This is a genomic window from Hamadaea sp. NPDC050747, assembly GCF_040654195.1.
GTDB lineage: Bacteria > Actinomycetota > Actinomycetes > Mycobacteriales > Micromonosporaceae > Hamadaea.
Genome location: NZ_JBFAHM010000007.1, coordinates 149,810 through 172,218, shown reverse-complemented (window position 1 = coordinate 172,218; position 22,409 = coordinate 149,810). Strand labels below are relative to the sequence as shown.

Annotated in this window: 23 protein-coding genes; 17 read left to right on the top strand and 6 right to left on the bottom strand. The window is 70.0% G+C overall.

Going from position 1 to position 22,409, the window contains the following annotated elements:
* Positions 1 to 80 precede the first annotated feature (80 nt).
* The gene (locus AB0H43_RS18150; protein ID WP_360000518.1) at positions 81 to 647 is read left to right on the top strand and encodes a septal ring lytic transglycosylase RlpA family protein; all 567 of its coding nucleotides are present in this window, start codon (positions 81 to 83) and stop codon (positions 645 to 647) included.
* A 78-nt stretch (positions 648 to 725) separates the two neighbouring features.
* Here AB0H43_RS18150 and AB0H43_RS18145 read toward each other — a convergent pair whose 3' ends face one another.
* Positions 726 to 1,886 (bottom strand): ROK family protein, encoded by a 1,161-nt coding sequence (locus AB0H43_RS18145; protein ID WP_360000517.1) that lies wholly within the window; start codon positions 1,884 to 1,886, stop codon positions 726 to 728.
* Positions 1,887 to 2,140: 254 nt separating this feature from the next.
* Between AB0H43_RS18145 and AB0H43_RS18140 the strand changes: the two genes are divergently transcribed.
* The 4 genes from AB0H43_RS18140 to dxs all read left to right on the top strand — a co-directional run bounded on the left by AB0H43_RS18140 (position 2,141) and on the right by dxs (position 7,211).
* Positions 2,141 to 3,415 carry an ABC transporter substrate-binding protein gene (locus AB0H43_RS18140; RefSeq protein WP_360000516.1) on the top strand — a complete coding sequence of 425 codons (1,275 nt, stop codon included), beginning with the start codon at positions 2,141 to 2,143 and terminating at the stop codon, positions 3,413 to 3,415.
* Positions 3,416 to 3,476: 61 nt separating this feature from the next.
* A complete protein-coding gene (locus AB0H43_RS18135) occupies positions 3,477 to 4,379 on the top strand; it encodes a sugar ABC transporter permease (RefSeq protein ID WP_360000515.1) in 903 nt (300 codons plus the stop codon).
* Positions 4,376 to 5,257, top strand: coding sequence for a carbohydrate ABC transporter permease (locus AB0H43_RS18130; protein ID WP_360000514.1), 882 nt, complete (start codon positions 4,376 to 4,378; stop codon positions 5,255 to 5,257). Before AB0H43_RS18135 ends, AB0H43_RS18130 begins: the two co-directional genes overlap by 4 nt.
* Positions 5,258 to 5,327: 70 nt before the next feature.
* Positions 5,328 to 7,211 carry a 1-deoxy-D-xylulose-5-phosphate synthase gene (dxs, locus tag AB0H43_RS18125; RefSeq protein ID WP_360000513.1) on the top strand — a complete coding sequence of 628 codons (1,884 nt, stop codon included), beginning with the start codon at positions 5,328 to 5,330 and terminating at the stop codon, positions 7,209 to 7,211.
* Between the two features lie 6 nt (positions 7,212 to 7,217).
* Here the strand turns inward: dxs and AB0H43_RS18120 are convergent, their stop codons facing one another.
* Both AB0H43_RS18120 and AB0H43_RS18115 read right to left on the bottom strand, forming a co-directional pair.
* Positions 7,218 to 7,676 (bottom strand): DUF559 domain-containing protein, encoded by a 459-nt coding sequence (locus tag AB0H43_RS18120; RefSeq protein ID WP_360000512.1) that lies wholly within the window; start codon positions 7,674 to 7,676, stop codon positions 7,218 to 7,220.
* Between the two features lie 75 nt (positions 7,677 to 7,751).
* On the bottom strand, positions 7,752 to 8,105 hold the full coding sequence (locus AB0H43_RS18115; protein ID WP_360000511.1) for a hypothetical protein: 354 nt from the start codon (positions 8,103 to 8,105) through the stop codon (positions 7,752 to 7,754).
* Between the two features lie 205 nt (positions 8,106 to 8,310).
* Here AB0H43_RS18115 and AB0H43_RS18110 point away from each other — a divergent pair, with 205 nt between their 5' ends.
* Both AB0H43_RS18110 and AB0H43_RS18105 read left to right on the top strand, forming a co-directional pair.
* Positions 8,311 to 9,666 carry a PQQ-binding-like beta-propeller repeat protein gene (locus AB0H43_RS18110; RefSeq protein WP_360000510.1) on the top strand — a complete coding sequence of 452 codons (1,356 nt, stop codon included), beginning with the start codon at positions 8,311 to 8,313 and terminating at the stop codon, positions 9,664 to 9,666.
* The gene (locus AB0H43_RS18105) at positions 9,663 to 10,766 is read left to right on the top strand and encodes a hypothetical protein (protein ID WP_360000509.1); all 1,104 of its coding nucleotides are present in this window, start codon (positions 9,663 to 9,665) and stop codon (positions 10,764 to 10,766) included. The genes AB0H43_RS18110 and AB0H43_RS18105 overlap by 4 nt, the downstream gene beginning before the upstream one ends.
* Positions 10,767 to 10,837: 71 nt before the next feature.
* Here AB0H43_RS18105 and AB0H43_RS18100 read toward each other — a convergent pair whose 3' ends face one another.
* Entirely contained in the window at positions 10,838 to 12,067 is a 1,230-nt protein-coding gene (locus AB0H43_RS18100; protein ID WP_360000508.1) for a C39 family peptidase, read from the bottom strand.
* 237 nt (positions 12,068 to 12,304) lie between these two features.
* Here AB0H43_RS18100 and AB0H43_RS18095 point away from each other — a divergent pair, with 237 nt between their 5' ends.
* The 10 genes from AB0H43_RS18095 to AB0H43_RS18050 all read left to right on the top strand — a co-directional run bounded on the left by AB0H43_RS18095 (position 12,305) and on the right by AB0H43_RS18050 (position 20,986).
* The gene (locus AB0H43_RS18095; RefSeq protein WP_360000507.1) at positions 12,305 to 12,982 is read left to right on the top strand and encodes a response regulator transcription factor; all 678 of its coding nucleotides are present in this window, start codon (positions 12,305 to 12,307) and stop codon (positions 12,980 to 12,982) included.
* A complete protein-coding gene (locus tag AB0H43_RS18090) occupies positions 12,979 to 14,148 on the top strand; it encodes a HAMP domain-containing sensor histidine kinase (RefSeq protein ID WP_360000506.1) in 1,170 nt (389 codons plus the stop codon). The genes AB0H43_RS18095 and AB0H43_RS18090 overlap by 4 nt, the downstream gene beginning before the upstream one ends.
* Complete coding sequence (locus AB0H43_RS18085; protein ID WP_360000505.1) at positions 14,145 to 14,525, top strand: VOC family protein; 381 nt, start codon at positions 14,145 to 14,147, stop codon at positions 14,523 to 14,525. The genes AB0H43_RS18090 and AB0H43_RS18085 overlap by 4 nt, the downstream gene beginning before the upstream one ends.
* 225 nt (positions 14,526 to 14,750) lie before the next feature.
* The gene (locus AB0H43_RS18080; protein ID WP_360000504.1) at positions 14,751 to 15,284 is read left to right on the top strand and encodes a YlcI/YnfO family protein; all 534 of its coding nucleotides are present in this window, start codon (positions 14,751 to 14,753) and stop codon (positions 15,282 to 15,284) included.
* An 81-nt stretch (positions 15,285 to 15,365) separates the two neighbouring features.
* A complete protein-coding gene (locus AB0H43_RS18075; protein ID WP_360000503.1) occupies positions 15,366 to 16,211 on the top strand; it encodes a DUF4097 family beta strand repeat-containing protein in 846 nt (281 codons plus the stop codon).
* A 27-nt stretch (positions 16,212 to 16,238) separates the two neighbouring features.
* A complete protein-coding gene (locus tag AB0H43_RS18070; protein ID WP_360000502.1) occupies positions 16,239 to 17,000 on the top strand; it encodes an ATP-binding cassette domain-containing protein in 762 nt (253 codons plus the stop codon).
* Positions 17,000 to 17,752, top strand: a complete 753-nt coding sequence (locus AB0H43_RS18065; protein WP_360000501.1) for an ABC transporter permease — start codon at positions 17,000 to 17,002, stop codon at positions 17,750 to 17,752. The genes AB0H43_RS18070 and AB0H43_RS18065 overlap by 1 nt, the downstream gene beginning before the upstream one ends.
* A 166-nt stretch (positions 17,753 to 17,918) precedes the next feature.
* Positions 17,919 to 18,449: a PadR family transcriptional regulator gene (locus tag AB0H43_RS18060; protein ID WP_360000500.1), complete on the top strand. Its 531-nt coding sequence runs from the start codon at positions 17,919 to 17,921 to the stop codon at positions 18,447 to 18,449.
* Positions 18,446 to 19,207, top strand: a complete 762-nt coding sequence (locus tag AB0H43_RS18055) for an ABC transporter ATP-binding protein (RefSeq protein WP_360000499.1) — start codon at positions 18,446 to 18,448, stop codon at positions 19,205 to 19,207. Before AB0H43_RS18060 ends, AB0H43_RS18055 begins: the two co-directional genes overlap by 4 nt.
* A gap of 6 nt (positions 19,208 to 19,213) precedes the next feature.
* Entirely contained in the window at positions 19,214 to 20,986 is a 1,773-nt protein-coding gene (locus tag AB0H43_RS18050) for an FtsX-like permease family protein (RefSeq protein WP_360000498.1), read from the top strand.
* A gap of 83 nt (positions 20,987 to 21,069) precedes the next feature.
* Here the strand turns inward: AB0H43_RS18050 and AB0H43_RS18045 are convergent, their stop codons facing one another.
* Both AB0H43_RS18045 and AB0H43_RS18040 read right to left on the bottom strand, forming a co-directional pair.
* Positions 21,070 to 22,032, bottom strand: a complete 963-nt coding sequence (locus tag AB0H43_RS18045) for a formylglycine-generating enzyme family protein (protein ID WP_360000497.1) — start codon at positions 22,030 to 22,032, stop codon at positions 21,070 to 21,072.
* Positions 22,032 to 22,331, bottom strand: coding sequence for a hypothetical protein (locus AB0H43_RS18040; RefSeq protein ID WP_360000496.1), 300 nt, complete (start codon positions 22,329 to 22,331; stop codon positions 22,032 to 22,034). Before AB0H43_RS18040 ends, AB0H43_RS18045 begins: the two co-directional genes overlap by 1 nt.
* Positions 22,332 to 22,409 lie beyond the last annotated feature (78 nt).

Genomic DNA, 22,409 nt, shown 5'->3' with positions numbered 1-22,409 from the left:
GCATGATCCTTTTGACCGCTTACCGGATACCCTGACTAGGTTCGAGGGCCTGCCCTGGAACCCCGCGAAAGGTCAGGACCTTGGCACAGCACAGCAAGCCGGGCGCTCGGCGTTATCTGGCTCCGATGGCGATCGCCGTCGCCGCCACCGCCGGCATCACCGGCGCGACCGCCGCCATCGCACACGTCGGAACGAGTACGCAGCCGGTCGCGGCGCCGACGGCTGCCGTTTCGGCCCCCGCTCCGGCGCCCACGTCGGCCAGTCCGTCGGCCACCCCGAGCCGGTCCGGCTCCACCCCGGCGTCGCGCGGCGGTACGCGTACCACCAAGGCGTCACCCAGCCCGACCAAGACGCGCGTGGTCGTTTCGAGCGGAACCTGCGGGGCGTCGTTCTACGACGAGCCGCAGCAGACCGCGAACGGTGAGACCTTCGACCCGGATGCCCTGACCGCCGCGAGCAAGACGATCGCCTTCGACACTCGCGTGCGAGTGACCAGCCTCGACACCGGCAAGTCGGTGATCGTCCGGATCAACGACCGCGGCCCCTACGTCGCCGGCCGCTGCCTGGACCTCTCCCGGGCGGCCTTCGACGTGATCGACGACCTAGACAAGGGCGCCGTCCGCGTCCGCTACGACATCCTCAAGTAGCCCCTGCCTGATCATCGCGTCACCCATGCTGCTTGCGCGCGCGATTTGTCCGCTCAAGCAGCATGGCTGACGCGATGATCACGGAATCGGCGCGCGGTCGACGCCGAGCGCCAGCGCGACCCCGCCGAGGGCGGAGGCCTGCGCACCGAGCTGGGTGGGCACGACCTCTGCCGCCGCGGCCGCCGCGGCCATGGCGGTCTCGGCGAGCCCGCCGCGCAGGGGATCGAGCAGCAGCTCGGTGGCGGCGCCGAGTTCCCCGCCGAGGACGATGCGCTCGGGGTTGATCAGGTTGAGCAGGCCGCCGAGGGCGAAGCCGAGCTGGCGACCGGCGTCGGCGAGCAGACGGCGGCAACCCGGGTCGCCCAGCGTCGCCAGGTCGACGAGTTCGACCAGGCTGTCCAGGTGGGGATGGGTGATGCGGGCGTGCCGGAGCAGTGCACGCCCACCCGCCGAGAGTTCGACGCAGCCGCGGTTGCCGCAGCGGCAGACCGGGCCACGCGCGTCGAGGGTGATGTGACCCAGTTCCCCGGCGGTCCCGGCGGAGCCCCGATAGAGCCGTCCGTCGAGGACGATCCCCGCGCCGATGCCGGTCGCGACCTTCACATAGACCAGGTCGGCGCTCTGCTGGCCCGCACCCCAGACGTACTCGCCGAGCGCGCCCAGGTTGGCGTCGTTGTCGACGCGTACGGGCAGGTGCAGGCGTCCGGCCAGCTCCTCCTCGGGCAGCAGGTCGGCCCAGGCCGGCAGCAGGGCGGGCGACCCGATCCGTCCCGTACGCGTCAACGGCGCGGGAATGCCGAGGCCGACGCCGACCACTTCGGACCGGTCGGCGCCCACCGCGTCGAGCGCGGCGTCGACCTGTCGCGTCGCCGCGTCCAGCGCAGCCTCCGGATAGTCGTCGGCGTCGAGATCCAGGACAGCGGGGTAGTCGACCAGGACGCGGTGCCCCAGATCGGCGACCGCGACCCGGACGTGTCTTCGTCCGATGTCGACGCCGACGGCTAAGCCGGCTCCCCGGGCCAGGCGGAACACCGTTGCCGGTCGTCCCCCGGCCGGCCCCGTCTGAGCGGCCTCCTCGGTCAGCAGACCGGCGGTGGTCAGGTCGGCCAGCGCCGCCGAGACCGTCGGGCGGGAGAGCCCGGTCAGCGCGATCAGCTCCGCCCGCGTACGCGGTCCGCGTGACCGCAGCACGGTGGCGACACGGCGGGCGGTCGAGCCGAGGTGGGCCGGCAGGGTCACGAGAAGCAGGGTGCCCCGGGCGCAGCAGTTCTGTCAAATATTCGCATAACTTCGTTGCCGGACCTGGCAATACTCCCGGGTGGAGCCCGGTTTGAGCGCTCTCCGAGACGATTGTTGCGATCAGATCACAGAGGTAATGCGAGTGATTGACGGAACTATCTCAATGGAGTCATCGTTGCGTCGCAACACCTTCGCCGGCGTACCCCGCCGGCCGACGCAACGACTCACATGGACGTGATCCGATGGAGGGTGTCATGCAAGTCAACCGTAGGCAGCTTCTCGGCGCCGGTATCGGCGCATCCGCACTGCTCGCCCTCCCCGCCTGCTCCAGCAGTGGAGACTCCGGCTCGGGCGGCGGTGAGAAGAAGGTCGAGGTCTTCTCCTGGTGGTCCGGACCGGGCGAGGGCGAGGGCCTGGCCGCGCTGATCGAGGACTTCAAGAAGAACAACGCGGGCGTCGAGTTCGTCAACGCCGCCGTCGCCGGTGGCTCGGGCACCCAGGCCCGTCAGGTGCTCACCTCGCGGCTGCTGGCCAACCAGCCGCCGGACAGCTACCAGTTGCACGCCGGGCAGGAGGCGGCCAGCGACATCAAGGCCGGCAAGCTCGAGGCGATCGACTACCTCTACGACGCCAACGGCTGGCGGGACAAGTTCCCCAAGGGGCTGACCGAGAAGCTGACCATCGACGGCAAGATCTACGCCGTCCCCGTCAACATCCACCGGTCCAACCTGCTCTTCTTCAACCCGAAGAAGCTGGCCGAGTGGGGCCTCAGCGCGCCCGGCAAGACCTGGTCCGAGCTGCTCGCCCAGGGAAACACGCTCAAGGGCAAGAACGTCAAGCTGCTCAGCGTCGGCACCACCTGGACGCAGATGCACCTGCTGGAGAACGTGCTGCTCGGCGAGCTGGGCACCGACAAGTACAACGGGCTGTGGACCGGCCAGACGGACTGGAACGGCGCCGACGTCGTCGCCGCGCTCGACACGTTCAAGCAGCTGCTCGCGTTGTCCGTCGTCGGCACCGACGACTGGCAGCCGACCATCGACAAGGTGGTCGCCGGGACGGCCGCCTTCAACGTGATGGGCGACTGGGCCGCCGGATACCTCCAGGGAGCCAAGGCACTGAAGTACAAGACCGACTACGACGTGGTCGCCTCGCCCGGCTCCGCCGGGGTCTACAACTTCCTCGCCGACTCGTTCACCCTGCCCAAGGGCGCACCGCACAAGGCGTACGCCGAGGCGTGGCTGAAGGAGTGCGCGTCCAAGGAAGGCCAGGACCTCTTCAACCCGAAGAAGGGCTCGGTGCCCGCGCGCCTGGACTCCGACAAGTCGAAGTACACCGACTACCTCGGCTGGGCGCTCGGCGAATGGCAGAACTCGTCCACCGTGGTCGTCGGCTCGCTGGTGCACGGCGTCGTCGCCAACAACGCGTGGAAGGCCGAGATCGAGAAGGCCTACGGCGTCTTCTTCCAGGACAAGGACTCGAAGAAGTTCGCCGGCGCGGTCGCGGCCGCGTACGCCGCCAACAAGTAAGCGCTGTCAGCGAGGGCCCGGTCGGCCGACCGGGCCCTCGGTCGGCGAGGGGAGGAGTGACGTGCGCGGACGCACACGGCGCAGCATCGGCAAGTGGCTGCCGGGCCTGATCCTGGTCTCGCCGTCACTGATCGCGCTGGGCATCTTCGTCTACGGGTTCATCGGCTGGAACGCCCGCTACTCGTTCACCGACTGGAAGGGGCTGACCCCCAGCGACACCTTCGTCGGCTTCGACAACTACCGCGAGCTGTTCGCCGACGAGACGTTCCGCAACGATTCCCGGAACCTGATCATCTTCACCCTGGTCTTCATGCTCGGCTCGTTGCTGCTCGGCCTGTTCATGGCGCTGCTGCTGGACAAGGGCGTGTGGGGTGAGGGCTTCCTGCGTGCGGTGTTCCTCTTCCCGATGGCGATCTCCTTCATCGCGACCGGGATCATCTGGCGCTGGCTGCTCAACAGCGACTCCGGCGAGGGCACCACCGGGATCAACAAACTCTTCGACGTGGTGGGCCTGGACTTCCTCCACAGCGAGTGGCACAAGAGCGACTCGATCTTCGCCGTCGCCTCGATCGCCCTGCCGGCCGGCTGGGCCTTGTCCGGCTACGTCATGGCGTTGTTCCTCGCCGGGCTGCGCGGCATCCCGGAGGAACTGCGGGAGGCGGCCCGCGTCGACGGCGCGAGCGAACTTCGCGTCTACTGGCACGTCGTACGCCCGCTGCTGCTGCCGGTGCTGATGAGCGCGGTCGTCATCCTCGCCCACATCTCGCTGAAGACCTTCGACCTGATCTACGCGATCGACCCGGGCGGCCCGCGTACCGAGACACCCGCCCTCTACATGTGGCTCACCTCGTTCCGTGGTGGCTTCTTCGCCCGCGGCGCCTCGATCGCGACCATGTTGTTCGCCGCGATCGCGCTGGTGGTCGTCCCGTACATCTGGTACTCGATGCGGCAGGAGCGCCGATGACCGCCCAAGCCCCGACCGTCCCGCAGACGCAGACGCCTGAGACGCTCCCGGCGCGGTCCGCCAAGGCCTTCCGCTGGGGCCGGTTCCTGCGCCAGCTGATCCTCTTCGCGCTGGCCTGCGTGTTTCTGATGCCGGTGTACGCCCTCCTGGTGACGGCGCTCAAAGACCCGGCGCACGTGGACGTCGTGAAGATGTGGAGCCTGCCGGACAGCCTGTCGTTCGACTCCTTCAAGACGGTCTGGCCGCAACTGCTGCCGGGCTTCCGCAACAGCCTGATCCTGACCGTCCCGGCCAGCCTGATCTCCTCGCTGCTCGGCGCGATGAACGGGTTCGTCCTGGCCAAGTGGCGGTTCCCGGGGGCCGACATCGTCTTCCCGATCATTCTGTTCGGCATGTTCATCCCGTACCAGGCGATCATCATCCCGATGTTCCAGGTGCTCAAGGACGTCGGCCTGTGGGGCGGCCTCGACGGGCTGATCCTCGTCCACATCATCTATGGACTGCCGATCACGACGCTGATCTTCCGGAGCTACTTCTCCGGCCTGCCCGATGAGCTGATCGACGCGGCCCAGGTGGACGGGGCCGGCATGCTGCGTACCTTCTTCTTCATCGCGCTGCCGATCGCGCCGCCCGCGTTCGCGGTCTCGATGATCTGGCAGTTCACCTCGGCCTGGAACGACTTCCTGTTCGGCCTGATCCTCACCCGGACGGAGTACTGGCCGATCACGGTCGCCCTGAACAACATCGCCGGCGGCCAGACCGTGCCGTTCAACCAGGCCATGGCCAGCGCGTTCCTCGCGAGCATTCCGACACTTCTGGTGTACGCCCTTCTGGGTAGGTTCTTCATGCGAGGTTTGATGGCCGGAGCGCTGAAGTAGTGATCTTGTGCCGAACCGCAACCCTGTCTAACGTCCTGCTCTCTGGGATGCTCCGATAGACTTCAGCACCATGAGCAGTGACATCCTCGCCACCATCGCGTCGCCGGCGGACCTCAAAGGGATGAGCTACGAGGAGCTGTCGCTGCTCAGTGGGGAGATCCGGGAGTTCCTGATCACCAAGGTCGCCAAGACCGGCGGTCACCTGGGCCCCAACCTGGGCGTGGTCGAGCTGACGCTGGCCCTGCACCGGGTCTTCGACTCCCCCCAGGACAAGTTCGTCTTCGACACCGGCCACCAGTCATACGTGCACAAGATCGTCACCGGGCGGCAGGACGGCTTCGACCGGCTCAAGCAGCGGGGCGGGCTGACCGGCTATCCGAGCCAGGGCGAGAGCGAACACGACCTGGTGGAGAACTGTCACGCCTCCACCGCGCTGAGCTACGCCGACGGCCTCGCGAAGGCGTTCGCCCTCCAGGGTGAGGACCGTCACGTTGTGGCGATCGTCGGTGACGGGGCTCTCACCGGCGGCATGTGCTGGGAAGCCTTGAACAACATCGCCCACGCCAAGAACCGCGTGGTCATCGTCGTCAACGACAACGGCCGCTCCTACGCGCCGACCATCGGCGGGCTCGCCGACCACCTCGCGACCCTGCGGCTCAACCCGGGCTACGAGAAGGTGCTCGACCTGGTCAAGGATTCCCTGGAGCGGACGCCGCTGGTCGGCCGCCCGCTCTACGAGGCGCTCCACGCGATCAAGAAGGGCATCAAGGACGCGGTCGCCCCGCAGGCGATGTTCGAGGATCTCGGCATCAAGTACATCGGGCCGGTCGACGGCCACGACCAGGCTGCCGTCGAGAGCGCCCTGGAGCGGGCGAAGAAGTTCAACGGACCGATCATCGTCCACGCGGTCACCCGCAAGGGCAACGGCTACCAGCCCGCCCTCGACGACGAGGCCGACAACTTCCACGCGCCGGGCGCGTTCGACCCGCTGACCGGCAAGTCGCTGGCCGCACCGAGCTTGAAGTGGACGCACGTGTTCGGCGAGGAACTCGTCGAGATCGCGGCCGAGCGCTCCGACATCGTCGGCATCACCGCCGCCATGCCCGAGTCGACCGGCATCGACCGGCTCGCCGCGAAGTACCCCGAGCGGGCGTACGACGTCGGCATCGCCGAGCAGCACGCCACCACGTCGGCGGCGGGCCTCGCCCTGGCCGGCCTCCACCCCGTCGTCGCGGTGTACGCCACCTTCCTCAACCGGGCGTTCGACCAGGTCCTGCTCGACGTCGCGTTGCACAAGCTGCCGGTGACCTTCGTCCTCGACCGCGCCGGGATCACCGGACCGGACGGGCCGAGCCACTACGGCATCTGGGACATGTCCGTCTTCGGCGTCGTACCGGGCCTGCGCATCGCCGCCCCCCGCGACGCCGCGACGCTGCGGGAAGAGCTGCGCGAGGCGGTCGCGGTCGACGACGGCCCGACGATCGTGCGCTTCCCGACCGGCTCGGTCCCGGCGGCGCTGCCCGCCCTGCGCCGGGTCGGCCCGGTCGACGTGCTCTCCGAAGCCGACCGCAAGGACGTCCTGCTCATCGGCGTCGGGTCGTTCGCGCATACCGGGGTGGCGATCGCCTCGCTGCTCGCCGAGCAGGGCATCGGGGTTACCGTCGTCGACCCGCGCTGGGTCCGCCCGGCCCCGGCCGAACTCGTCGACATCGCCCGCCGGCACCGCCTCGTCGTGACCGTCGAGGACGGCGTACGCGACGGTGGCGTCGGCGACGCGGTCAGCAAGCTGCTGCGCGACCACGAGGTCGACGTCCCGCTGCGCGACCTGGGCGTCGAAGCGCGCTGGATTCCGCACGGCACCCGCAACGAGATCCTCGCCGAGTTGGGCCTCACCGCGCCGGAGATCGCGACCAAGGTCGCCACCTGGTACGCGGCCGTCACCACCACCGCCTGATCTCGGTCAGCGGCGAAGCCGCAAGATGCGGCTGAGCTCGAGCCGGACGGTGTCCGGTTCGCCGACGAGCCGCCGATACGAATAGCGCACGACCATGATCCCTTCCGTGGCGAGCGCGGCGTCGCGGCGGAGATCACGTTCTCGTTGCCGGGGTGAGCCGTGCCAGGCGGCCCCATCCAGCTCGACGTCGACACGTTCTCGCTCGGCGAAGAGATCCAGCAGGTAGGTGCGGCCGCCGGCGGTGATCGGCGCCTGCCGGGCGAACTCCGGAAGGCCTTCGCCCGAAAAGACGTGTTCCACTCCGAAGACCTCAAGGTAGCTGCGACATCCGGCGACCATCAGGTCGATCAGCCGGACGAGGCGGCTTCGGCCGGGCAGGCGGGGGACTCGACTCACCGCCGCGGCCAGGCGCAATGGGATGGTCAGCCGGTCGCCGATGGCGTCGGCGACAACACCGGTACGCATCGGGTCCGGCAGGAGCGGCCAGGCTGCGACCAGCGACTGCTCCAGCGTGGTGATCGGCAGGTCGGCACGCCGAACCTATGGCGGTGTCTCGGCACAGGTGTGGACGGTCAGACCGGGAGCGGACCGGAGTCGCCGGCCTCTCGGCACTGTGACGTGCACCGTCCCGTCCGGCTCATCGGCGAGGAGGCCCCAGACGACCAGGGCCGAGGTATGGCTGAGCAGGGCGCCCTCGCCGCAATGCAGCAGAGCGGCCCGCCGATGGTCGAAGACGTCGAGATCGGCCCGCCGGTAGACGCCCGGCCAGACCCTGATCAATTCGCCATTGCGTACGCCGTTGCCGATGGCCCACCGCGGAACCCGGTCGGGCAGGTCGGTCCTGAGCACCAGCCCGCCGTTGCGGTCGAGTTCGGCCCGGAGCTCTGGATGCATCGGCCCATCGTGGTCGTCTGCGGCTGGGCCGTCATGCGAGTCCTCGCGGCGGCTGTGGACCGCTAAGGAGTGTGGACAAGTGCCCTGGGTTTGCGCCGAAAGGTCGCCTGACAAGATCATGTGCCGAGCATTTGCGGTAACCGGCCGTTTCGCGCATACCCAAGGCGCATGATCTCTGAATCGGGCGGAGAATCGCATACCGGGGGTGCCCTGGGCGACGACAACGGCGGAAGCGGGCAGCAACCGGGTGGCGGGGCGGACGCGTTCCTATGGCGTGACGCTGATAGACCTCGGTGAGCCGAGCCGCTACGACCCTGGCAAGCCGCCTCCGCTGCGGCGGCTGCTCGAGCGGTGGGAGCCGGCGTACGCCCGCCGGGTGGCGTCGGCGCTGCTGACGATGGTGCTGGCCGGGGCGTTGGCGGGGACCGCGCCGGGCGCCGAGCCGTTGCCGGAGCTGCATCGGGTGGGCCGGTTCGTCGCCTCCCCGTCGGTGTTCGCCACCGCCGACGTGGTGCTGAACGCGACGCCCAACGGGCAGACCATGATCGCGTCGGGGTTGGACGGGTCGGGGGAGAAGTGGCGGCGGAGCATCGGCAATGTCGGGCCGATCCGGGTCGTCGCCAGTGCGGGGAGCGTCGTCGTGCTGGCGGGTGGGCTCATGGCGGTCGACGAGGAGGCCAGCTTCTACTGGGAGTCCGTCGTCGCGGTCGATGTGCGTACGGGGGAGGACGTCTGGCAGCGGGAGGAGGCGCCGGTCTTCGGCGGGACCGATCTGGTGGTCGTACGCGCTCGGTCGGGGGCGCTGGCCGGCGTGGCCATCGAGTCCGGGCGCGAAGTGTGGCGTACTGACCTGCCGGACGGCGCTCAGGTCGTCGCGGTCGAGGGGGCGGCCGACGACGAACTGGTCGCCCTCCGTCCGGGTGGGACGATCGAGGTGATCACGACGGCTACCGGCGCGGTCACGAAGACGTGGCGGGTGGCTCGGCCGGCCAAGGGGCTGACGCTGGCCTGGCGGGACCTCGTTGTGCTCCAGGGCAGTGCCGAGAGCAGCCCGGCGGGCACCTCCGAGAGCGGCGCCGGGAGTGGTACCGGCACGTTCACGACCGCCAGGGGCAGCCGCATCGAGGTGTTCCGCCGCGGCCAGGCCGGACCCCTGTGGCATCTGGACTTCCCGACGACCGATTTCTTCGTCTACCCGTGCGCCGATCGCTGGTTCTGCGTACCGGCCGGTCGGATCGATCCTTACACCGACGCGGTGGCCGCACCACTCGTGGTGGAGGAACCCGACCTGAGGCAAACCCGATGGGAGCCGCTCGGGGAGTACGCCGGTCACCGACTGGTCTGGCTCGACCCGGTGTGGGCGGCGGATTCGCAGATGTGGCTGGGCGTCGTGCGGCCGGGCGAGCAGGTCCATCCGCTGATGCCCCTCGGCGGGCGCGCCAACAGTTGTATCTTGATCGGCAACTGGCTGTACTGCGACGGTTCGGCCGTGGTCGACGCCGTCTCGGTGCGGTTGTCCGATCTGGACGGATTGCTGGCGGAGGTGGGAGGTCCGGCGTGACGCTGATCGATCTGGGCGAGACCCGCGACGAGCCCGAGTGGGAACCGCCCGTCCCGGGCTGGCGGCAGTGGCGCCGGGAGATCCTGGCGGTGCTGATCGGGATCGCCGCGTTGCTGCTGCCCCAGGCGTCGGTGCCGGCGACCGCGGCCGCGCCGCCGATCATCCTCGAACCGCTGGCCGGGGTGGTCGACGACGTGCACATCGTCGGGGACGTGGCGCTCGGCGTACTGTCCGAGACGGCCGAGATCGCGGCTGTCTCCCTCGACACCGGCGAGCTGCTGTGGCGCCGCCCCGGGGTGGAGGTCTACGCGACCGATCCGGCCACCGGCCGCGTCGCGCTGGTCGGTCCCGTCGGTGAGCGTATCCCTGAGATCGAGGTTGTGACGGCGCGGACCGGGCAGCTGGTCGAGGCCTGGCCCGACGCGCCGCCCGTTTACTCCCACGGCCGCCGGGTGATCGCCCGGTCCGCGATGCCCACGGCCGTGGAGGAGCGTGCGGTGAGCGTGATCGACGGGCTCCTGCAGACGGTACGCGGAAAGCCGGGAGACTACAGCGTCACGTTCTGGCGGCCGGACGGCGACGGTGTGGTTCCCGTGTGGACGGAGCAGATGACCGCGAGCCCCATGCGTGCCTTCTTCCCCTGCGGCGGCCTGGTGTGCACGTCCGATCGGGGCGGCCTGAGCGGCCACGACCCGAAGACGGGCAGGCTGGTGTGGGCGGCCGGGCGGTTCACCCTCACCGACGAGACCGACGACCTGCTGATCGGGCGGCTCTCCGACGCGCTGGGCCGGGAACAGAACGTGGCTCTGGATCCCCGTACGGGTGTCGTGGTGGCCCGGCTCGGCCGCTGGCACATCGCGGGGACCGTCCTCGGCCGCACCGCCGCCTACCTGCCTGGATCGGCCGGGCGGGCGTGGCTGGGGACGATCGACCTGACCGCCGCTCAGCCCGCCGTACGCGCCCGCGCCAACTTGAGCGCGCCGGTCGACCGTTGCGTCGCCGCCGGTACGCGGCTCGTCTGCTTCAGCGGAGTGGCGGGCCAGCCCCCGTTCGCCCTGGCCCTGTTCCCGCCTTCTTCCGATTTCTCCGCGCGATCATGAACCAACGGCCATGATCGCGCGGCGTGTCGCGTTCGTAGCGCCCTGATCGACTCCCCGAACCGGTGATCAACTCACCAGTTCGCTTGCGCGGGCGGCGTCGGCAGCGATCGTCCGGGCGGCGTGATCACGTAGACCACTCCGCGGGACGTGGTCTGCCAGGCGGCCTCCCACTCGGCCCGGCCCACCGTCTTCACCACGACGGCGTCGCTCGCCGACGCGGGGTCGTTGACGATGGGGTCGCCGTTCGCGGCGAAGCCCGACAGCACCATGAGGTGGCCGTTCGTGCCGTAGGTCAGGCCGGGGATCTCGCCCTTCTTGAACGACAGCGACGTCACCAGCGGCAGGCCCGCCGCGATGAACAATTCGGCCTCGTTGAGCGAGCGCAGCCGGGTGATGAACCCGGTGAGCCCGTAGCGGCCGGCGTACGCGGGGTTGAAGGGCCAGTTGCCGCAGCCCGAGTACGCGTAGTCGTAGGTGCCCCGGGCGGCGTGGTCCACCCAAGGGTCCTGGTAGGACGGATCCACCCAGGCGTAGTCGGCCGCCGGGGGCAGGCTGTTCCAGAAGCCCATGATCATGGAGACCGAGGTCGGGCTGCACCAGGCCTGGCCGCCGTTGTCGTACTCGGGGTACTGCCCGGAGTGGATGCTCTGGGAGTAGCCGGGAACCGTCAGCAGCACACCTTGCGCGGCCTTCGGCGTCGAAACGGTCCACTTCTTCGGCACGGCGGGCAGGTGCGAGGCCATCGCGCCGAAGCTCGTCAGCACCGGGTTGTCGGTGCTGCCGGGCACGCGCAGCAGGGTCACCCGCAGCTGCCAGCTCGACAGCTCGTGGCCGGCGGCGGCCGAGAAGGTGTCCGTGTAGACGGTGCCGTCGGTGTCGCCCTGGCCGGTCACGGAGGTCCGGTGGAAGTCGACGTTGTCGGCGGCCCACCGGCCCAGCACGTACCACTTGGTGGTGTTGCCCAGCGCGGTCACGCCGCGTACCTCGATCTGGACCCAGCTACCGCCGGGGGTGGTCGCGGTCCACGAGGCGATCAGCTCCTGGGCGGTGAAACCCGGGGCCACGAAGGCCGAGGTCCACGTCGCGAAGTCATAGGTCCGCGCCGTCCCACTCACGACATCCGTGTACGCCGTCTGCCCGGCCGCCGAGGCGAAGGTGAGGTGTCCTCCGCTCGCCGCCGTCCCGGCGAAGGTGCCAGTGGCGTAGTCGGCGTCGGAGGCCCACCGACGGAAGACGATGTCCTGATTGGGGTAGAGCTGGTCTTTCACCTTGTCTCCGGCCTGCGCGGGGGCCGCCAGCATAGCCGGGACACTCGCGGCGGCCGTTACGGCAGCCGCACGAAGTACACTGCGTCTCTTCATCGAGGAGCTCCTTCGAGCAGGGGGTATGCGAAGGACTGTCGCCCGACAGCGTGGCGGACGGCCGGTCTGGCCGCAATACCTCGGCGGTTAAGAATTTTCTCAACCGGGTGGACCTCGGTGAAGACGTATCAGTCGGTGTCACGGCTGGAGTGGCACGAACCGGGGAGGATTCGGGCTATGCGCGTACTCGTGATTGAGGACGAGCAGCACCTGGCCGACGCCATCGCGCGAGGCCTGCGCCGCCACGGCATGGCGGTGGACGTGGCCTACGACGGCGACGCGGGCCACGAGGCGGCCTTCGTCACGCGGTACGACGTGGTCGTGCTGGACCGCGACCTGCCTGGGGTCCACGGCGACCAGATCTGCGCGGACCTGGTGGCGTCGGGGACGCTGACCCGGGTGCTGATGCTGACGGCGAGCGGCGCGGTGGCCGACCGGGTCGAGGGGCTCAGCCTCGGCGCGGACGACTACCTCCCCAAGCCCTTCGACTTCAGTGAACTTGTGGCGCGGGTGCAGGCGCTCGGCCGGCGGGCCACGCCGGTCACGCCGCCGATCTTGCATGTGGCCGATGTCACGCTCGACCCGGCCAAGCGCATCGCGACCCGGGCCGGTCAGCAGCTGGACCTCACGAACAAGGAGTTCGGCCTGCTGGAGGCGCTGATGCGGGCCGACGGCGCCGTCGTCAGCACAGAGGAACTCCTCGAACGCGTCTGGGACGCCAACGCCGACCCGTTCACCACCATCGTGCGGGTCACCATGCGTACGCTGCGCCGCAAGCTCGGCGACCCGGCCTTGATCGAGACGTTGGTCGGCGCGGGTTACCGGATCACGGCCGAGCCCACGGACCAGTCGTGAAGCGACGCCTGCCGCGGCCGACCCTGCGCCTGCGGCTCACCCTGCTCAACGGACTCCTCCTGGTCGGCGCGGGTGCGCTGCTCATCGCGCTGGCCTTCCTGCTCGCCAGCGAGGCGCTCCAGCCGGCCGAGCACCTCGACCCGTCCTCCCGGGTCGTCCTGGCCGACGGCCGCCAGCTGCCCGTGGAGGAATGGGAACGGCAGCTGCGCCGCGACGTCGGCGCGGAACTGCTGGAGAAAGGCCTGCTGGCCTTGGTCGCGATCAGCGTCGTCGGGGTCGTCGGCGGGTACGCCGTCGTCGGCCGCGCCCTGCGTCCACTCCAGCAGGTCACCGCGACCGCACGCCGCCTCGGCGGGCAGAACCTCGACCAGCGCATCCGATACGAAGGCGCCGACGACGAGGTGGCCGAACTCGCCGGGACGTTCGACGCCATGCTCGACCGGCTCAAGGTGGCCTTCGACTCGCAGCGCCGCTTCGTCGCCAATGCCTCCCACGAGCTGCGTACGCCGCTCGCGGTGATGAAGACCGAGATCGACGTGACGCTGTCCGACCCGAAGGCCGACCTGGCCGAGCTGCGCCGGATGGGCACCGTCGTCAAGGACGCCTCCGAACGGGCGAACGCCCTCGTGGACGCGCTGCTGGTGCTGGCCCGGTCGGAGGCGCAGACCGCCTTGGCGCGCAAACAGGCGGCGGATCTGGCCGACGGCGTACCGGGGGCGCTGGACGCGATGTCCCGCGAGATCCGGCGGCTGCACCTCGACGTCGCCCTCGATCTGGCGCCCGCGCCCGTCGTCGGCGACCCGAGCCTGCTCGAACGCCTGGCGGGCAACCTCATCGAGAACGCCTGCCGGTACAACCACCGCGACGGGCGGATCTGGGTGCGTACCGGGAGTGGCGGGGGGACCAGCCAGCTCATCGTCGGCAACACCGGCTTCGAGGTCGATCAGGCTGACGTCGAAGGGCTCTTCGAGCCGTTCCGCCGGGGCGGCCGGGAGCGTACCGGGGCGCGGGGTTCCGGCCTCGGCTTGTCGATCGTCCGTGCGGTATGCCACGCCCACGGCGGCAGTGTGCACGCTGTCGCGCTGCCGGGTGGCGGGCTGGAGGTCACCGTCGCGGTTCCCAGCGCTGTTCTCGGTGCCGCTGAGGGATTACCATCTGGCCCGTGACTGCCTTGATTCGGCATATCACCGTGGACTGCGCGGACCCCTATACGCTGGCCGGGTTCTGGAGCGAGGTCACCGGCTACCCACGGCACCCCTCCGACGAGCCGGGTGCCGACCAGGCGTTGCTCGTGGCGCCGGACGGGGAAGGTCCCGGGGTGCTGTTCTCCCGCGTCCCGGAGGGCAAGAGCGGCAAGAACCGCGTGCACCTCGATCTGCAGCCGACCGACTGCAAGCGGGACGAGCAGGTCGACCACCTGCTGACGCTCGGCGCCACCATGGTCAGCGACCAGCGCAACGCCGACGGGACGGGCTGGGTCGTGCTCGCCGATCCAGAGGGCAACGAGTTCTGCGTCGAGCGGTCGCTCTCCGAGCGCGCCTAGCCGAGCTCCTTCCCTCCGTCCGCGAGGTCGGCGGCCTCCCGCGCCAAAGGCGCTGGATCAGGGTTCCGGGTCGAATCTTGACTCAAAATTCGACCGCGAACCCTGATCCAACGGTCTTGCACCACGACAGCCGCGATGCCACGGTGATGCCATGCTGAGCCACTTTGGCATCAACTTGAGCCAAGATGGCTTGCGGTGGTGCCATGCGTGTGCCATAGTGGTGCCATGGACTTGACCACGTATGTGAACAACCTCGGCCGCGAGTTCGCGACTCTCGCCGAAAGCGGCGGCGACGAGGCGCGTGCGCTGGTCGAACGGCTCACCGGCTCGATCGAGTCGGCGATCCGGATGACGCTCCTGGAGACCCTGTCGGCCGCCGCCGACGACATCACCCGGGACCTGGCTCCGGGCTCGGTCGAGCTGCGCCTGCGAGGACGCGACCCGGAGTTCGTCGTGACCCTGCCGCCGGCCGAGATGTCTGCCGTGCCGTCCGAGGCCGCCACGTCGGCGACCGACCGCGCGGCCGACGGCGATCCGCTGTTCGCCGAGGACGGCCCGTCGGCCCGCATCAACGTACGCCTGCCGGAGCAGCTCAAGGCGGCGATCGAGGAGGCCGCCGCGAAGGAGGGCCGCTCCGTCAACGCCTGGCTGGTGCGGTCGGCCGCGGCCGCTCTGCAGCGACCGGAGCGCGAGCAGCGCCCGGATCCGCTCGGCGCGGGCGGGCGGTCCAAGCAGAGCTTCACCGGCTGGGTGCGCTAGCCGCACCGTCCACCGACGACTTTCGCCACCACGTCCCCGGCCTGCGGGGACAGTTCACCGACCCGTGATGAGGGGACCACCATGCCAACTTTCGAGACGCCCGAATCGATCACCGTCACCGTCGACCTCGGCTTCGGCCACGTGCGGATCACCGCCAGCGACCGCACCGACACCGTCGTCGAGGTACGCCCCAGCGACGAGACCGACGAGTCCGACGTGAAGGCCGCCCAGCAGATCCGGGTGGACTACAGCAACGGTCAGCTCCGCGTGACGGGCCCGAAGCGGAAGCTCGACTTCTCCCGCAAGACCCGGTCCGTCGACGTGGCCATCGACGTGCCCACGGGCTCGCACCTCGTCGCCGACCTGCAGGCGGGCGACGTCCGCGGCATCGGCCGGATCGGGGAGTGCCGGGTCAAGACCGGGGCGGGCGACACCTGGCTGGAGCTGACCGGTCCGCTCCACCTGAGCACCGGCGCCGGTCAGGTCACCGTCGACGGAGTCACCGGGGCCGCGGAGATCTCCACCGGCAGCGGCAAGGTCCAGGTCGGCCTGATCGACGGCGGCGCGGCGATCAAGAACTCCAACGGCGACACCACCATCGACGCGGTGACCGGTGAGCTGCGCGTACGTGCGGCCAACGGCAGCATCTCCGTGGAGAAGGCCGGCGCCGGGGTCGACGCCAAGACGTCCAACGGCAACATTCGCCTCGGCGAGGTCGTCCGCGGCTCGGTGGTCCTCGGGACCGCCATGGGCAGCCTGGACATCGGCATCGCCGACGGCACCGCCGCCTGGCTGGAGGTGAACACCTCGTTCGGGCACGTACGCAACCTGATGAGCGACACCGCCACCAAGCCCGAGGACGCCGCCCAGACCGTCGAGGTACGCGGCCGCACCTCCTACGGCGACATCACCGTCCACCGTTCCTGAACCCCGGATCCGAGAAGGGACCACCCCATGAGTGACAAGGCGATTCAGGTGGAGGGCTTGCAGAAGTCCTTCACGGGAGTCGAGGTGTTGAAGGGCGTCGACTTCGACGTGCGGCGGGGCGAGATCTTCGCCCTGCTCGGCTCCAACGGCGCCGGCAAGACCACCACCATCAAGGCGTGCGCGACGCTGCTCAAGGCCGACGCCGGCACCATCCGCGTGGCCGGGTTCGACGTGGCCCGGCAGCCGGACAAGGTTCGGGAGGCCATCAGCCTGACGGGCCAGTTCGCGGCGGTCGACGCGATGCTCACCGGGCGCGAGAACCTGGTGCTGATCGCCAAGCTCCGGGCGGTCGCCAACCCGAAGAAGGTCGCGGCCGAGCTGCTCGACCGGTTCGGGCTGGTGGACGCGGCCGACCGCCGGGCCGGCACCTACTCCGGTGGCATGACGCGCCGGCTCGATATCGCGATGAGCCTGGTCGGAGCCCCGGCCGTGATCTTCCTGGACGAGCCGACCACCGGCCTCGACCCGGAGGGCCGGATCGAGGTGTGGAAGACCGTGAAGGAGCTGGCCAAGAGCGGTACGACGATCCTGCTGACCACTCAGTACCTGGAGGAGGCCGAGCAGCTCGCCGATCGGATCGCGATCCTGCACGGTGGGCGGATCATCGCCAACGGGACGCTGGAGCAGCTCAAGCAGCTCTTCCCGCCCGCGACAGTCGAGTACGTCGAGAAGCAGCCATCCCTCGAGGAGATCTTCCTCGCCATCGTCGGTGAGAGGACGGGTCGGTAATGAAGGCACTACGGGACACCGGCGTACTGTTCGGGCGGTCCATGCGCCACATCGGTCGCAGCCCGGACACCATCATCACGGTGCTGATCACGCCGGTCATGCTCATGCTGTTGTTCGTCTACGTCTTCGGCGGCGCGATCCAGACCGGCACCGACAATTACGTCAACTACCTGCTGCCCGGCATCCTGCTGATCGCCATCGCCAGCGGCATCTCGTACACCGCGTTCCGGTTGTTCTCCGACGTGCAGACGGGTCTGTTCACGCGGTTCACCTCGATGCCGATCGGCCGTTCGTCCCTGCTGTGGGGGCATGTGCTGACCTCGATGGTGTCCAACGCCATCTCGATCGTCGTCATCATCGGGATCGGCCTGCTCATGGGCTTCCGCTCCAGCGCCGGAGTGCTGGCCTGGCTCGCGGTGGCGGGCATCCTCGCCCTGTTCACCCTGGCGCTGACCTGGCTGGCCGTCATCCCCGGGCTGACGGCGAAGTCCATCGACGGCGCGAGCGCGTTCGCGTACCCGCTGATCTTCCTACCCTTCATCAGCTCCGCGTTCGTCCCGACCGACACCATGCCCACCCCGGTACGCGTCTTCGCGGAGAACCAGCCCGTCACGTCGATCGTCGAGACGCTGCAGTCGCTGCTGCACGACCAGCCGGTCGGCAACGACATCTGGGTCGCGCTGGCCTGGTGCGTCGGCATCGCCGCCGTCGCCTACTTCTTCGCCATGCGGGCGTACCGGCGAGTCCGCTGACCGGACCGGTCCCAGCCCCCAGCACAGTGGCCGTTCGCCGGAAGGCGGGCGGCCATTGTGCGTCGGGAGGGGGTTGCCGACTCTTTAGATAACCGCTATACATTGGCGGTCCGGAAACGCGCTCCTGGAGCGTCGGAAACGCGGGCGGGCGGAGAGGAGGCGGGCAGTGCAGGACGTCGTGCTGGCGCTGCTGGTCAAGGAACCCTCGCACGGCTACGACCTGCGCCGGCGGCTGGCGTCCGCGCTGGGGCCGCTGGGCGAGACGCTCAACGCCGGGCAGATCTACGTGACACTCACGCGGCTGGAACGGGCCGGGCTCGTGCGGCAGGAACGCGAGGACGTGCCGACGCGGGGACCACGGCGCAAGGTGTACGCGTTGACGCCGTCCGGGCGTGACCGGGTCGGCGAGTGGCTGGCTGAACCGGCCGGCGCCAAACCGGACGTCGCGGAGTTCCACCTGAAGCTGGTGGCCGCGGCGGTGTCCGGGCTGGCCGACCCCCGCGTGCTCGTGGCGGCGCAGCGGCGGGACCTGATGCGCGGCCTCGGGCAGGCGCAGCGGGCCGCGCTCGACCACGACGCGGATTCCGAGCCCTGGCTGCTGCTGGAGGGCGTCGCGCTGCGGATGCAGGCCGATCTGCGCTGGCTGGACGAATGCGAACGGGTGTGGTCGGCCCGGGTCGGAAAGGCGGAAGGATGACGGAGTACGGGGCGACGCCGATGCTGCGCGCGGTCGGTCTGTCGAAGGTGTACGGGGAAGACGAGAGCCTGGTCCGTGCGGTCGACGAGGTCGACCTGGAGGTCCCGGCCGGGCAGACGCTGGCCGTGATCGGGGCGAGTGGGTGCGGCAAGTCCACGCTGCTGCAGCTGCTCGGCGGGCTGGACCGGCCGAGCGACGGCGAGGTGTGGCTCGGCGGCCGGCGGATCGACCACTTCGGCGAGCGGGCGCTGGCCCGGCTGCGCCGCACGGCGATCGGGTTCGTCTTCCAGGCATACCACTTGATGGACGAGCTGACGGCGGCGGAGAACGTCCAACTCCCGGCCTTGCTGGCCGGGGTCTCCCCGCGGACGGCCCGGCGACGGGCGGCCGCCCTGCTCGATCGGGTCGGACTCGCCGACCGGGCACGCCGGCTGCCGTCCGAGTTGTCCGGCGGACAGCGGCAGCGGGTGGCGATCGCCCGTGCCCTGGTGAACGAGCCGATGGTGGTCTTCGCCGACGAGCCGACCGGAAACCTCGACAGCGCCGCGACGCACGAGATCCTCCGGCTCTTCGCCGGGCTCCGGGCCCAGGGGCAGACCCTCGTCCTGGTCACCCACGACGAACGGGTGGCGGCGACCGCCGACCGAGTCGTCTCCATGCGCGACGGCATGGTCACCAGCGACACCGGACACCCGGCCGGCTCCGGGAGGCCGTCCGGCGGCGTACGCCTCGGCACGCTGCTGAGCTGGGAGGGCTGACCTCCGATGGGACATCTGCTGGTGATCTGGCGGCTCGCCGTACGCGATCTGCGCCGTCATCCGATCGAGGCGCTGATCCCGTTGATCGCCGTCACCGTCGCGATCGCCACGCTCGCGGTGGGGCTGGCGCTGACCTCTTCGACGGAGACGGCGTACGTCGCCACGAAGGAGGCCACCGCCGGACCCGACGTCACCGCCACGCTGGTGCAGGACCCGGGACTCACCGAGAAGCTCGCGCACGCTCCTGGCGTGGTCGCATACGCCGGTCCCTTCTTCGCCTTCTCGACGACGATCCGCGTACGCGGCTATCAGGTGCGTTCCGCCGTGGAGGGACGTGAGACGACGACGGCGGCGGTCGATCAGCCGCTCGTCACCGACGGTTCCTGGGTGCGCGACGGTGGTGCGGTGATCGAGCGCGGCTTCGCCCGGGCGCTGGGCGTACGCGTCGGCGACGTGCTGACGGTCAACGGGCGCGATCTGACCGTGGTCGGCGTCGCCGTCAGCACGGCGAGCGGCGTCTACCCGGGGACGGACAACGCCCAGGGGCGGGGGCCGACGGACCGGGGCGGCAAAGTATGGCTGACCGCGGCCGACGCCCGGGCGACGGCGGACGGTGCGGTCGGCGTCCGTCTCCTGTACCTCCGGCTGGCCGATCCGGCTGCGACGGAGAAGTTCGTGAAATCCGTCTCCAGGACCGACTTCCGGGGCGACACCTGGACTCATTACGCCACGTGGCAGCAGGTCGTCGAGGAGGACGAGCGGATGGTGCGGTTCCTCGTGCCGACGCTCGTGGTGGGCGGCTGGCTGATCGCCGTCGCCGCTGCCGTCGGGCTCGCCGCGTTCGTCGCACTGCGGGCCTCCCGTTACAACCGCCGTGCGGGGCTGCTCAAGGCGGTCGGAGCGACTCCGGGCACGATCGCGGCCGTGCTGCTCGCGCAGTACCTGGCGCTGACGGCGGTCGCGACCGTCCTCGGGTTGGCCGTCGGCGCCGTCGTCGCGCCGGGACTGACCGATCCCAGTTCCGGCCTGCTGACCGGGGTCAGCCCGCCCACGTCCGGCACGATCATCGCCGCGGCCGTGCTCGCGATCCTCGTCGCGGTGGCCGGGACGGTCGGTCCGGTCGTCCGGGCCACGCGGCGAAGCACCGTCGACGCCCTGGTCGACGCCGCCGCGCCACCCTCCCAGACCTTCGGCCTCACCGGCGTGCTGGCCTATCTGCCCACGTCGCTGCTTCTCGGCGCGCAACTGCTCGCCCGTCGTCCCGGCCGGGCGGTGTCGGCCTGCTTCGGGGCGGCGGCGACGGCCGCGATGGTCACCGCGCTGGTGATCTTCCGATCCGAGCCGATCAGGCCGCTGAGCTTCGGCGTGTCGACGCTCGACGACGTGCGGGCCATCGAGCTCAGTCAGGTGCTGCTCGGCGTGACGCTGGCCCTGGGGGCGCTGTCCGTCCTGAACACCCTGGTGCTCGGGTGGAGCACGGCGAATCAGGCGCGACGCACCCTCACCATCGCCCGCACGCTGGGCGCCACGCCCGGTCAGGTCGTCACGGCGCTCTGCTTCGTCCAGGTGCTCGCCGCGCTGCCCGGCCTCGCGCTCGGCATCCCGACCGGACTCTTCCTCTACTGGATGGTCAGCGTCGACATGCCCGCGCCGCCGGCGACGTCGCTGGTCCTCGCCGCGCTGGCCATGCTCGTGGGGATCGCGGCGACCGCCGCGCTGCCCGCCTGGGTGCATACCCGCCGGTCCGCGGGCAGCCTGCTCAAGGCCGAGGCCGCGTAGCCGCGGCCACCGTCGGCGCGACCCGGCCGTCGAGCACGGTGACGGTGAAGGTGCGCTGCCGGGGCATGTCGAGCGTCGATGTGTCATTCGAGGTCGGCGGCGCAGCGGAAGCCGAGATGGCAGGTGCTGGTGTCGACGGTCTGGGGCAGCCGCGCGGCCGGGCGGTAGCGGCGGCAGTAGGACGGCGCGCAGAGGTAGGAGCCGCCCTTCATCACCTTGCGCGGGCGGCGTTCACCAAGAGGCGTGGCCGGGTCGACGCTCAGCGCTTCCTTTCCGCCGGTCGGGTTGTGGCGGGGTGCGGGCGTGCCGCAACAGGACGGCGTGGCGGCCGGTTTGTGTGCCGACCACCAGTCGGACGTCCATTCCCACACGTTGCCGATCATGTCCGCGAGCCCGTAGTCGTTCGCGGCGAACGAACCCACCGGCGAGGTCCAGTACCAGCCGTCGGCCTCGTCGTTGACGTGCGGGAACGCGCCCTGCCACACGTTCGCGAGATGGCGGCCGCCCGGAGTCAGCTCGTCACCCCAGGCGTATTCGCGGCCGTCGTGACCGCCGCGAGCGGCGAACTCCCACTCCGCCTCGGTCGGCAGGCGCTTGCCCGCCCAGCTTGCGTACGCCACCGCGTCGGCGTAGGCGAGGTGGACCACCGGATGATCGTCCAGACCGGACAGATCCGACTCCAGGCCCCGGGGATGCCGCCAGTCCGCGCCCGGCACGTGCGACCACCACTGGTACGCGTCGCGCAGGTCGACCGGGTGCGACGGCGGGGTGAAGACCGCCGACGCGGGGACGAGCAGAGCCGGGTCCGTCCCCGGATAGTCGGCCGGATCGGGTGCGCGCTCCGCCAGCGTCACGTGCCCGGTCGCGGCGACGAACTCGGCGTACTGGCTGTTGGTGACCGGATGCGGATCGAGAAGGAACGGGCTCACCTCGACCGGATGCGCCGGGGCCTCCTCCGGATAGTGCCGGTCGGAGCCCATGGTGAACCGGCCGCCCGGGATCAGCGCCTGCCCCGGCGACCGGCGTACATCGTCCAGCTGGGTCATCAGTCTCGGGCCATCGCCGCCGCGGAATGCTTCTCGACGTCCACGTACTCCTTCTTCGACGCCCCCATCGTCCACGCGTCGACCGGCACGTTGTGGTTCTTGCCCCCGGCGAGGCGTTGCATGGTCGGCATCTGGATCCGGCCGCCATAGGGCGACCACGCCGCACACCCGGTGTCGTCGTACAGGACCACCAGCACGTTCGGCGCGCCCTGGGGAGGCTTGTCCGGGAGGAAGGCGTCCCAGTCCGGGATCGAGTCGCGGATGTCGAGTGCGATCCGGCCGTTGAACCCTTTCGCCATGGGCGTCCCCCGAGTGTCAAAACCACACTTTCTTCGCAATGTAGTGAAAGAGCTGGTGAGGATGGCCTCATATCGCCA